Here is a 12,148-nt window from a genome sequence, read left to right on the forward strand (position 1 = left end):
AAAGATTAGCTACGACTACGAAAGAATAAAATAGCAATTCTGCATATTTTGATGCAGTTGCCCTTATATCATACCAAATATAAAAACATCCGTAATATCAAATTAGCAGATGAGTAATAAAAAAAGCACCAATGAATTATAAAAAAATTCATTGGTGCTCTTATCAGTTTTTTTATTTCTTTTTCCCTTGGTTAGCTACAGCATCCATCAGTTTTTTTATTTCCTCCGGGTCGCCAAGAAAGTAGTCTCTTTTCAGATTCAAATCATCGTCAAACTCAAACACATAAGGAACGGCCGTAGGTAGATTTAAGCTAACAATGTCTTCATCAGAGATATTCTTCAGATATTTAATTATCCCTCTCAGGCTATTTCCATGAGCGGCAACAAGCACTTGTTCGTATTTCATCAGAGACGGATAAATAGTATCCTGCCAGTATGGAAGAATACGGTCTACAGTATCTTTCAGCGATTCTGTTAAAGGCAGATATGATTGGGGAACTCCTTTATAACGCGTATCTTTCAGAGGAGAACGCTCATCATCTTTCTTAAGCGGGTCGGGCTGAGTATCGTAACTTCGACGCCAGATTAGCACTTGTTCGTCGCCGTATTTATCGGCTGTTTCCGCCTTATTTAGTCCTTGAAGCATACCATAGTGCTTCTCGTTCAAGCGCCATGATTTTTTCACCGGAATCCAGTCCAAGTCCATTTCATCCAATACAACGTTCAGTGTTTTTACCGCACGCTTCAGATACGATGTATATGCTATTTCAAACTGATAACCTTCTTTCTTTAATAATTTACCCGCCTTTACAGCTTCCTCCACTCCTTTCGCGGACAAATCAACATCTGTCCATCCTGTAAAGCGGTTCTCCTTGTTCCAGACACTTTCTCCATGCCTGAGTAAAACAACTTTTTTCATATTTTAAATTAATAGTCGATGGTTCATATTATTAATTTAAAACGTGATAGCGCTACTTTTTGTTCATACCCAGTATTAGGTATATTCCTTCTATATCACTCTATCAATTGCCCATTCTGAAAATCATAGAAAGTTTTTTGCATCAAGTCGGCCAATGCCAACTGGTAATTTGTATAAGCACTCAGGTGAGAAAGGTAAGCATTATTCAGCCGGTTACGCTCCAATGCCAGTGCCTGACTGTCGATATCACCATCCGAAAAGCGTTGAAGTGTTATATCAAAACTCTTCTCAGCCACCGTTACGTTTTTCTCCAATAATTGCAGGCGTTTTAAGTTATTGTTCAATTTATCTACAAGATTACGAACTTCTGTTTCTATGGAGCGCATCTGATTTTCCTGTCCTAACATGGTTTGCTTCATACGAGCCTCGGCAGCTCTTACCAGAGCCTTATTTTCGCCCCAGTCCAGAATCGGAACCGTTACCGTAAACCCTATTCCATAATTAGGACGGCGTGAGTCGCTGAAATCTACGAATTTATGATACGAGTCGCCAATAGAGCCAAACAAGTTATAATCAGAGCTCGGGTTGCTTATCCCTACTTTACGCACATAAGCATTTATATTCCCCCTGACTCTTCCATATACTTTTTGCTGCTTGATATTCAGTTTTTGCTCTTCCAGTTGAATTTCATATTCCCTTATTTCCAAACGGTTGTCCAAAGCATATTGCACAGCGATATCGGGGTCTACAAATACGGTTTTATATTTCAGATTACTATCTAAAACGATATTTTCATTCAAATCCAGACCAATAAGCATCTTAAAATTTTTCAAAGCCGAATTTTGCTCCAATACAGCAATATCATAACTGTTCTGTGCTCCGGCCTGTTCCACCTCCATTTGCAGCGCATCTACCTCACGGATAAGTCCGGCGGCATATTTATTTTTAGATATCTCGTAGGCTTCTGTCTGACGCTCCAAGTCGAGGTAAGCAATTTCGGTTTGTCGCTGCATCGAGAGCAGGCGGTAATACTCATCTGTAACCTGATATACCAAACGTAGTTCAGCACGCTTCAACGATTTATTGGAACGCTCGAAATTCAACTCAGCCTTTTTCAATGTCGTTTTAATAGAACTATATCCATATATAATATCCACAGGCTGAGAAAAACCAATTAATGTACTTAACGAAGACGAACGGGCATTATTAGTAAAGTCGTCGTAACTGTTCAGTCCGGCTTCCAGATATATCCTTCCGTCGGTTGGCAAAGGTTGATTAATAGAAAGCCCCCCTTCGTAAGTCAACATTCGCGAAGGATAGAAAGAAACGCCCGTACTGTCTTTCCACTGCTTTATTTCATCATCGTATTGAGGAAGCGTAAACCGCATATCTATATGAGTTTTCAATTTACTGGTAGCCGACTTCAGGTTGTATTCGGCAATTTTCAGGTCTTCGCGCAAATTTTGCATCGTATAGCTCTGGCTTTTGGCTATCAGTATACTTTCGTCCAAAGTTAACACATACGCATCTTGCGCCTTTATTGCTGAAAGACCAATAATCAATAAAAAGAATATTGAAACAACTTTTTTCATATTTGTGTTTTTATAGTAGAAAAGCGAATCAAAACAGAAAAATTCGCTATTAATTAATCCTTAAACTTTTCTTCTTTTTTCGTTTGGCTTGTCCGAATGAATCATACCATCTTTTATATAGATATTCCGGTGAGCATAATCGGCTATCTCTTGTTCGTGGGTTATCAATATGATAGTATTCCCTTCGTGATGAAGTTCTTCGAACAAACGCATAATATCTTCGCCTGTTTTAGAGTCCAACGCTCCGGTAGGCTCATCTGCCAAGAGTATTCCCGGATTTGTAACCAAGGCACGCGCAATAGCTACACGCTGACGCTGCCCCCCGCTCAACTCACTGGGCTTATGGTCGACCCTGTCGGACAAGTTTACACGCTCCAATGCACGCAAAGCACGCTCTTTTCGCTCTTGCGTAGGCGTGCCCGAATATATAAGCGGCAACTCTACATTCTGAAGCGCATTGAGGCGCGGAAGCAAATTGAAATTCTGAAAGATAAAGCCAATCTCTCTATTGCGCATTGCAGATAAATCATCGTCATTCAAACTGCTGACATCCGTTTTATTAAAGAAATAATGCCCGCTGGATGGCGTGTCCAAACATCCCAGAATATTCATCAAAGTCGACTTTCCTGAGCCCGAAGGCCCCATTATGGCAACATATTCATTCTTCTTTATTTCCAGGTTAATATCCTTCAAGGCCGGAATTTCAATATCCCCTATCTCGTAATTCTTGGTTAAGTCCGTTATTTGAATCAGCATGTATGTATTCTTTATTTTGACCTAAATATTGTATATTTCATTCTCAATTATCAGATAAAAACAGTTCTTCTGTATTACTTCCTGCTTTTTAGTCTTGAATCTTGGTTCTTGGTTCTTGGTTCTTGAATCTAAACACCTCCCCTGTAACTTGTAACTCGTAACTATTCATTACTCGTATCGTATGGAATCCACAGGCTTCAGATTGGCGGCGTTTTTTGCAGGCAGATATCCGAAACTTATCCCTACAACCACCGAAAAAGCAAATGCTATCACAATGGAATACAGCCTGATAAATGTGCTTATATCTGTAAACAACGACACTATCAGCGACAAGGAGATACCCAGCAACACCCCAATCAGACCTCCTGTAATGCTTATGGCGACGGCTTCGGTAACAAACTGGCTCATAATATCCGACTTGCGCGCACCTATCGCCCTACGGATACCTATCTCACGCGTACGCTCCATTACCGTAGCAAGCATAATGTTCATAATACCGATACCACCCACAATGAGCGAAATGGCAGCAATGGCGCCCAAAAGGAAATTGTATATCTGACGCTCTTTCTCCTCTTGCTTAAGGAGTTCATAAGGTATGACGATGTTATAATCCTCGTTATTATAATGGTGGCGTTTCAGTATCTCACCAATCAAAGTGGACGACTCCATCAGAAGCCCGGAGTTTTCTACCTGAATAGTTATTTGCTGAACCTCGCTTGTAAGGATATTCTCGCGGGTAAAACGGTTCAGGAATGTAGTTAAAGGCACATATACGTCAGTATTCAAGTCGCGTGCAGCCAACTCGCCCACCGTTTCGGTAAATAGTGTTTTCGATTGGAGAATACCAATTATCTCCAGCCATTGGTCTTCTATCTTTATCATTTTTCCAAGCGGGTCTTCCTGCTGAAACAATGTGCTGGCAACTCCTGCCCCTAATATACAGACTTTCAGCCGTTGGTCGTAATGATTTTGGTTTATAAGCTCCCCGTTACGGACCTTATAATTCATCATCGAGAAAAACTCCGGCGTGATACCAATAATGGTAGATTTTGTCGATTTGTCGGCATAACGCACGTCTGTACTTATTTCAGCCTGCGAAGCTACGTTCGAAATTCCGGGTACTATTTCCTTAATAACCGTTGCATCTTGTATTGACAAACCCGGCGAAAATTTAGCACGGACTTCTTCCAATTCTTCATCCGACATTTTCTTTTCGCGCACGATTATGTTATTTACCCCCAAATCCTGATATTTTGCAATTGCTTCACGTTTTGCGCCCTCGCCTATCGACAGCATGGTAATAACCGATGCCACCCCGAAAATAATCCCCAACATGGTGAGGAACGAGCGAAACTTATGGTCGGCCAATCCGCTAAGTGCCAAACGTACATTCTCTTTAAACTGCATATATTTTTATTTACAATAATGATAAATTCTCAATAAAAGCCTCACTAAACCTCCCCATAAAGGAGGCTTTTAAAATTACCTTTGGTTTATAATACAAATAGTCGCTTTCATTTACTTATTCTCTTGTTTTAACTCCACTTTAACTAAGCCTCCCTTGTGGGGAGGTTTGGTGGGGCTTTACTCCGGCACATATTCGCAACTAACAGTCATACCGGGTTTAAGCCGTTCGTCATAGTCCAATATATTTACCTCAACATCAAATACTTTTTGCCGTGACTTGTTGTCTTTTAGGTGGCAAAGTTTGCCTATATACGCAACTTCGCCGGCAAATGTCACTTTTGGTAAAGCATCCAAACGCACAATTACCTTTTGCCCTGTTTTTATTTTCAGAAAGTCAGTTTCGTTAATGTAAGTATTAACCTTCATATGTTTCAACTCCGGTACATTAGCCATACTATTACCCGGATAAATGTTATCTCCGACCTTAAGTAAGGCACCTGTACGACGGTTTTGCGCAATCTGAAATACACCGGAAATCGGAGTGCGAATAGTCAATTGAGGAATTATAGCATAAGCATTCTCTATTTCAGTCCTAATCTGGCGTACATTTATTTCCTGTCTTTTTAAGGCATTGGCATTGATTATCTTAGCCAATTCCATCTTTCTTTTTTCTTTTGCACGGGTTATCTCTGCCTGTTTAAATTCCAGTTCTTTAATCTTCCGATAACGTTCCGATTCAAAACGCGACGATTCCAGTTCCAGTTTTTTCAACTCGAACGATGCTTCTTCGCTTTTTATTCTCGACTCGTAATCGCTCAGGCTATTGGCATGGTTTACATACATTTTTTCCAGAGTAGCCAATTCAGTTTCCAAACGGCTTTCCCTGTCGATGATAAACTTATTTATATCCGAGGGGTCCAGTTGTATGATAGAGTCGCCCGCTTGCACAATAGTACCGTGGTCTAAAATACCTATTATACGCATTTCCCACCAATAACGCCCATAACGTTGCAGTAAAAATGCTTTAGAATTTACAGCTGCAAGCTCGCCTGTTTCTACTATTGATTTTCCATCTTTTATCAAAGGCTGCTCTTTTCCCTTTTCGTCACTACTCTTACATGAAAACAAAAGGAATAATGAAGCAAAAAACAAGACGGAAGGTTTAAAATTCCACATTTTCATAACTATACTTCATTATTAGTTTTTTTCTCTTTTTTTTCAGTTCCGGCAAAGGGGTCGCCAAGAGCCACACGGTCATTTTCGTCCAATCCGTTCAGGATAATGATGTAATCGGAATTACTCTCGCCGGTTTCCACTTTCACCTTGTCAAATCCGCTGGTAGTTTTTTTATACACATAGCTTTCATCTCCTACGGTATGCAGCGCATCTAAAGGAACGTACATCACATCATCAATCTCATCCACTATCAAGCGGCAACTTACCGTTAATCCCGGTAGCAGGTTTTCATTGGTTTCGTTTATAAGTATTTCAACAGGGAATACCTTTATTTTCGATTTATCATCCTTATTCACTGCCAGATTAGCCACAGCATTCACAGTACCTGTAAAAATACTGTCCGAAAAAGCATCCGGTTTTATTTCTACTCTCAATCCCTTTATTACTTTGGAAATATCAACCTCATTTATCTTCACAGTTGCTTTAAGAGCCGATAAATCAGGAAGCTGAATGAGCGGATAACCAGCCCAGCATTGGTCGCCTATCTGAAACTTAACGCCGCTATTCCAGTTATGTGCCAAAATAGCAATACCGGGCGAAGGGCTTTTCACTATAAGTTTATCAAGTGTCTCGTGAGCTTCCTTCAATTGTGCTTCGTCTTGCGCAATTGACAATTTCTTTTGCCTTACTTCCTCCTTTTGTATTTTTATTTTATTGTCTATTTGTTCCTTCGACCTTTCCAGAGCAATATCGGCTTTTTCCAGATTCAGTTGGATTTCTTTTTTCTTTATATCCGATTCGTGCGCTGCCGACTCAAACCGTATTTTTGAGATTTCCTGCGATATTTTAGTCACCTCATAATCTGCTCTCAGTTCTTCCAAATCCGATTGATGTTGAGCAAGCATTTTTTCCAAATCGGCCTTATTGCTTTCCAGTCGCCCTTCCGCTTCAATAATTCCCTTGTGCACTTCCGACGGGTCAAACACTATAATCGTATCCCCCGCTTTCACTTCTTGCCCGTCCTTCACAAGTTCCGTTATCTTAAGGTTGCCATACCGCCACGAAATCATAGGGGCGGCAATAGTAATGGAGTTGATAGCTTCTATCTCACCTTCTTCGTACAAATCTATATAAAACGTTCCTTTCGTTACCTTACCCAAAGGGACCTGTTGAGTTTCTTTTTTACCACAGGATAAAAAGAAAAAAATCAACATCAAAAACAAACCGGCAAGCTTAATCTTTTTCATGTATATATTCAAAATTATTGATGCAATATAGGGTTAATTCTATTTTTCTGTATTATTTTATATTATAGGCTCAAATAAAAACGGTTTACGAAAACAAATTGAACAAAATTGATAAACATGGAGCAAGATAGACACTGATAATAAAACCACCTTTACACCCCTCATTAATCCTTTATCCTTTTTTTATTCCATTATTGCTCCTTTGTTCAAAAAAAATCACAATTCAATCCTGCTTTAGCATAATACTATCAGCCTCGGCCTCAACAGGTGTATTTGTCTTATTCTCGCCTGATAACTTTCGCGATTTTATTAAATTAGCCTGAGGTTTTACCAAACTGATTTCCTCATTCCGGCTTAGCCCTTCCGAAATTATCACTTCTTTTTGCGACGACATACCCGTTACTACGGGGCGTTCTTCAAATGTTTTTCCATTTTTCACATACACCACCTTTGTCGAATCTCCATCGAATACAGCAATCTGAGGAATAACAATCGTATCTTTCACTTCTTTCAGAATCACTTTGCAATCGGCCGTAAAACCCGGCTCAGGCATCACCTGCGAACTGTCTATCGACGCTTCTATCTCAAACTCCTTTACCTTGGAGCCATGCACTATCTGTCGTCCTACCGGAGTTTTTTTGATTATTTTGCCATAAGCTATATTTCCGGGCATAGCATCAAAAGTGTACACCACCGAATCATTCACACCAATGTTTTTAAAATCTTTTTCGGGAGCCATGATTTTCACCTTCATCTTTTCCATTTCAGGTATAACGATTACAGGCATATTATTCCATACATTATCTCCCACCTGAAGTTTTTTCCAAGTCATGGTATATATAGGACGGGTAGCCAGTCCCTTTTTAGGTGCTCTTATTTCCAGTTTATCAACTATTTCCTTAACGCTTTCCATCCTGTTTTTCAAGCGTATAATTTCGAGCTCACGTTTTTTTATCTCCGATTGCTGGATAATATCCAGCGAACCCAGTTTTTTCTCGTATTTAGCTTTCTCTATCGCTGTTTTCCTCAGCTCAAGCTCTTTAATTTTACGCTGCGTAGGGGTCGAATAAATCAGTTGTAGCGAGTCCAGATTGGCAATAGCTGTTTCGGCTTCATTATTTTTCACCTGTGCCTCCAAAATAGAGTATTGCAATGCTAAGTCGGCACGTGTTTTTTCCAGATTAGCCTCTGCGTTTTCCAAATCCACTTTAGTCTGGTTATAATGGCTTTGCAAGTTAGCATCTTCTATAACACAAAGCAGATCTCCCTCCTCCACATAAGTTCCATCCTCTATCAGAAACACAACAATACCATCTACACCGCGCGGGCACGACAGCGTAGTGGAACTTATGGGTTCAACAAAACCATTGATAGTTATTACATCCTGAAAATCATTATACGAGGGAACTGTATAAGTAACGTTGTTTTTGGAATCACGCGCATTGCATGAATACAAAAAAAGAAAGATGAAGAGTAAAAACAGTGTGTTAATTCGTGGCACTTTTAAGGCTAATTAAATTGATACTTTATACCATATCTATTGTTAGTGTAAAAAAACGAAAATAATTTAAATATATTACAGTTTATATTACAATTTTGATGTTTTTTTTGATTTGTTCGTAACACTTTACGAAACAAAAATATAAATAAGCAAATATATTTTAGCATTTCTTGTTCGACTTTGATACGACGTTTCTACGGTTTTTAACTTTTAAGTATTCGCCACAAATTAACTTATATTATATAGCTCACATAGGGCACATACGAAAGCACATAGAAACACAGTAGAAATTACATATAAGCTATGTGTGCCTATGTGCGAACTAAAATGAACCTATGTGGCAAAAAACAAAAACTAATTAAGACCATGTACTTACACACAAATCAGGTGGTACTTTACAATTGATAATCAAATCAAAACAATTCTTTTTTATCAGCAATATTAACAACGTTACTTTCATATTATTACCGTACAAAATAAGTGTTCGCCACAAATTAACTTATATTATTTAGCTCACATAGGACACATACGAAAGCACATAGAAATACAGTGGAAATTACATATAAGCTATGTGTGCCTATGTGCGAACTAATTGAACCTATGTGGCAAAAAACAAAAACTAATTAAGACCATGTACTTACACACAAATCAGGTGGTACTTTACAATTGATAATCAAATCAAAACAATTCTTTTTTATCAGCAATATTAACAACGTTACTTTCACATTATTACCGTACAAAATAAGGTAATAAGGTTATCATTGTCAGGCGGTATTAGTTTACTAAGGTTATTGCTCGGAAATAAGGTTTTTATCAAGTACCTTATTTTATAATTAAACCTTAGTAATCGCACAAGTAGGGCTATAGCAACCTTATTACCTTATTTTACTAATAAGTGTTCGCCACAAATTAACTTATATTATATAGCTCACATAGGACACATACGAAAGCACATAGAAACACAGTGGAAATTACATATAAGCTATGTGTGCCTATGTGCGAACTAACTGAACCTATGTGGCAAAAAACAAAAACTAATTAAGACGTATTTACCTAAAAATAACGATGCCCGCTCCATTAATAAACGATAAAAAATGAGTAACTTTGCAGCCGATTCAGAAACCCGAAAAACTTACAAACTAAAGATATGAGCAAAAAAGCATTATTAATGATTCTCGACGGCTGGGGAATCGGAAACCACAACAAAGCCGACGTAATTTACAACACCCCTACCCCATATTGGGATTCGCTGTTGCAAAAATATCCACACTCGCAGCTACAGGCTTCGGGCGAAAACGTAGGACTGCCCGACGGACAAATGGGAAACTCCGAAGTAGGGCACCTCAATATCGGCGCAGGACGCATTGTGTATCAGGATTTGGTTAAAATTAACATTGCCTGCCGCGACAACAGCATCTTGGAAAATCCCGAAATAAAAAACGCATTTGCATACGCACGCGATAATAAAAGAAATATCCACTTTATGGGATTGGTTTCGGATGGCGGAGTACACAGTTCGTTAGACCACCTGTTCAAACTATGCGATATTGCAAAAGAATATGGACTGAGCGATGCTTATATCCATTGCTTCATGGACGGGCGCGATACCGACCCTAAAAGCGGTAAAAGATTTATCGAAGCATTGGAACAGCATACCAAAGAATCTACAGGGCAAATTGCGTCAATCATCGGACGCTACTATGCGATGGACCGCGACAAACGCTGGGAACGTGTAAAGGAAGCGTACGACCTGATTGTGAACGGTAAAGGAACTCCTGCTACCAACTTGCCACAAGCTGTACAAAACTCGTACAACGAAGGTGTGACCGACGAATTTATCAAACCAATTGTAGCTGTAGATGCCGACGGAAAATCGGTTGCAACCATCCAGGAAGATGATGTGGTTATATTCTTTAATTACCGCAACGACCGTGCTAAGGAATTGACAATAGTGCTGACACAGCAAGATATGCCCGAATTTGGAATGCATACCATTCCGTTACACTACTACACAATGACTCCTTACGATTCATCGTTCAAAGGGCTGCACATACTGTTCGATAAAGACAACGTGCAAAACACCTTGGGCGAATATGTTTCGCAATTAGGTATGAAGCAATTACGCATAGCCGAAACCGAAAAATTTGCCCATGTCACCTTCTTCTTTTCGGGTGGACGCGAGCAGGAATTTGAGTCGGAAGAACGCATACTTATACCATCACCTAAGGTTGCAACATACGACCTGAAACCAGAAATGAGCGCTCCCGAAGTTGCCGATGCCTTGGTAAAAGAGCTTAACACTCAAAAATTCGATTTCATTGCATTGAACTTTGCAAATGGTGATATGGTAGGCCATACAGGAGTGTACGAAGCTATCGAAAAAGCCGTTAAAACCATCGACCAATGTGTTGAAAAAGTTATAGAAGCAGCAAAAGCCAATGGGTACGAAGCCATCATCATTGCCGACCACGGTAATGCGGATAATGCGATGAATGCCGACGGCTCGCCAAACACGGCACACTCGCTGAACCCCGTACCATTTGTTTACGTTACTGACAAAACAAACGTAGAGGTAGAAAACGGCATACTTGCCGATGTAGCACCTTCTATATGTACCATACTGGGAGTGGACAAAGCAAAGGAAATGACAGGACACAGCCTGATAAAAACAAAGTAAGCAGTTTACAAGCAAATAGTTACGAGTTACAAGTCTTATTATGTGACTATTAAGAACCGCACATACTTTCAATTCGTATCAAATACTCAACTGCATAAGTATAACCGCTGTTATTAAAACCAAATCTCGCCTGAGGAAATTTTTCTTCAGGCGAGATTTATTTATTGGTTTATCTACTCGTTTCTTTTCACCTTATAATTCTGAGATACACCGCACACTTAAGCCGTACGCACGGTAGTTCAGGGTCGCAGGGTACACGTTACTACCATTGAAGTTCAGGTAGAGCGAGTACGTACTGCTAAGGCTACCACTCCAGTAGCGTCCGCCGGAACCTACGTAGTAGAGCTCGCCATTACCGTTGTTGCGATAGCCAGCGGCGGGCAAAAATAAAGTAGTGGTTTCACCGTCGGGCTTAATTTCGTAACCATTAGTACCACCAGCAGAATACCAACTCCAAGTATTAGCTACGGCAGTACCGGAAGCACCGGGAGCTGAACCGCCACGGAAAATGTCACTCCATTCACCTTGAGCAGGAACGCGCCAGCCGGCAGGACATGGGTCGTAAGTGCCGTTTTTCTGGTTACGCCAGTTAAGGTCGGCAGTAACAGCTTTTGTTACATCAACCCAATTGTAAGGGTAAGAAGGAGCTTTAATAAAGGAACCGGAAATATCGGCAGGAGCAGTAGCATCATTGTTAGTAGACAATGTAGTGGTTGCAGCACTGGTACGCTTCTCGTGACCATCAGTCTTACGACCCCATTGGTATAAGTCACCGTAAACTGGAGAAGCCTTCATATCGTCGGGAGTTACACCACTACCGCCATAACTATATACAACACTTGATGTTGATTTCTGAGCTGCAATAGTTGTAAC

Annotated in this window: 9 protein-coding genes; 1 reads left to right on the forward strand and 8 read right to left on the reverse strand. The window is 40.0% G+C overall.

Annotated features, from left to right (window positions below; all coding sequences use genetic code 11):
* Positions 1-172 precede the first annotated feature (172 nt).
* The 7 genes from gpmA to D0T49_RS11860 all read right to left on the reverse strand — a co-directional run bounded on the left by gpmA (position 173) and on the right by D0T49_RS11860 (position 8,598).
* Positions 173-919 (reverse strand): 2,3-diphosphoglycerate-dependent phosphoglycerate mutase, encoded by a 747-nt coding sequence (gene gpmA, locus D0T49_RS11830; RefSeq protein WP_163631784.1) that lies wholly within the window; start codon positions 917-919, stop codon positions 173-175.
* Between the two features lie 95 nt (positions 920-1,014).
* Positions 1,015-2,511: a TolC family protein gene (locus D0T49_RS11835; RefSeq protein ID WP_163631787.1), complete on the reverse strand. Its 1,497-nt coding sequence runs from the start codon at positions 2,509-2,511 to the stop codon at positions 1,015-1,017.
* Between the two features lie 60 nt (positions 2,512-2,571).
* On the reverse strand, positions 2,572-3,267 hold the full coding sequence (locus tag D0T49_RS11840) for an ABC transporter ATP-binding protein (protein ID WP_304623096.1): 696 nt from the start codon (positions 3,265-3,267) through the stop codon (positions 2,572-2,574).
* Positions 3,268-3,435: 168 nt separating this feature from the next.
* Positions 3,436-4,674, reverse strand: coding sequence for an ABC transporter permease (locus tag D0T49_RS11845; RefSeq protein ID WP_163631790.1), 1,239 nt, complete (start codon positions 4,672-4,674; stop codon positions 3,436-3,438).
* Positions 4,675-4,851: 177 nt separating this feature from the next.
* Complete coding sequence (locus D0T49_RS11850; RefSeq protein WP_163631794.1) at positions 4,852-5,850, reverse strand: HlyD family secretion protein; 999 nt, start codon at positions 5,848-5,850, stop codon at positions 4,852-4,854.
* Between the two features lie 8 nt (positions 5,851-5,858).
* Positions 5,859-7,097 (reverse strand): efflux RND transporter periplasmic adaptor subunit, encoded by a 1,239-nt coding sequence (locus D0T49_RS11855; RefSeq protein WP_163631797.1) that lies wholly within the window; start codon positions 7,095-7,097, stop codon positions 5,859-5,861.
* 223 nt (positions 7,098-7,320) lie between these two features.
* Positions 7,321-8,598: an efflux RND transporter periplasmic adaptor subunit gene (locus D0T49_RS11860; protein WP_163631800.1), complete on the reverse strand. Its 1,278-nt coding sequence runs from the start codon at positions 8,596-8,598 to the stop codon at positions 7,321-7,323.
* Between the two features lie 1,147 nt (positions 8,599-9,745).
* Between D0T49_RS11860 and gpmI the strand changes: the two genes are divergently transcribed.
* Positions 9,746-11,275: a 2,3-bisphosphoglycerate-independent phosphoglycerate mutase gene (gene gpmI / locus D0T49_RS11865; RefSeq protein WP_163631803.1), complete on the forward strand. Its 1,530-nt coding sequence runs from the start codon at positions 9,746-9,748 to the stop codon at positions 11,273-11,275.
* Between the two features lie 192 nt (positions 11,276-11,467).
* Here gpmI and D0T49_RS11870 read toward each other — a convergent pair.
* The coding region (locus D0T49_RS11870; RefSeq protein WP_304623097.1) for an FISUMP domain-containing protein at positions 11,468-12,148 on the reverse strand (681 nt) is incomplete at its 5' end.

The sequence above is a fragment of the Paludibacter sp. 221 genome (assembly GCF_010501035.1).
Lineage (GTDB): Bacteria > Bacteroidota > Bacteroidia > Bacteroidales > Paludibacteraceae > QVMH01.

What these genes read in the sequence shown, in the direction of transcription:
- gpmA (WP_163631784.1), bottom strand. Translation starts at nt 919, where the DNA reads ATGAAAAAAGTTGTTTTACTCAGGCATGGAGAAAGTGTCTGGAACAAG.
- D0T49_RS11835 (WP_163631787.1), bottom strand. Translation starts at nt 2,511, where the DNA reads ATGAAAAAAGTTGTTTCAATATTCTTTTTATTGATTATTGGTCTTTCA.
- D0T49_RS11845 (WP_163631790.1), bottom strand. Translation starts at nt 4,674, where the DNA reads ATGCAGTTTAAAGAGAATGTACGTTTGGCACTTAGCGGATTGGCCGAC.
- D0T49_RS11850 (WP_163631794.1), bottom strand. Translation starts at nt 5,850, where the DNA reads ATGTGGAATTTTAAACCTTCCGTCTTGTTTTTTGCTTCATTATTCCTT.
- D0T49_RS11855 (WP_163631797.1), bottom strand. Translation starts at nt 7,097, where the DNA reads ATGAAAAAGATTAAGCTTGCCGGTTTGTTTTTGATGTTGATTTTTTTC.
- D0T49_RS11840 (WP_304623096.1), bottom strand. Translation starts at nt 3,267, where the DNA reads ATGCTGATTCAAATAACGGACTTAACCAAGAATTACGAGATAGGGGAT.
- gpmI (WP_163631803.1), top strand. Translation starts at nt 9,746, where the DNA reads ATGAGCAAAAAAGCATTATTAATGATTCTCGACGGCTGGGGAATCGGA.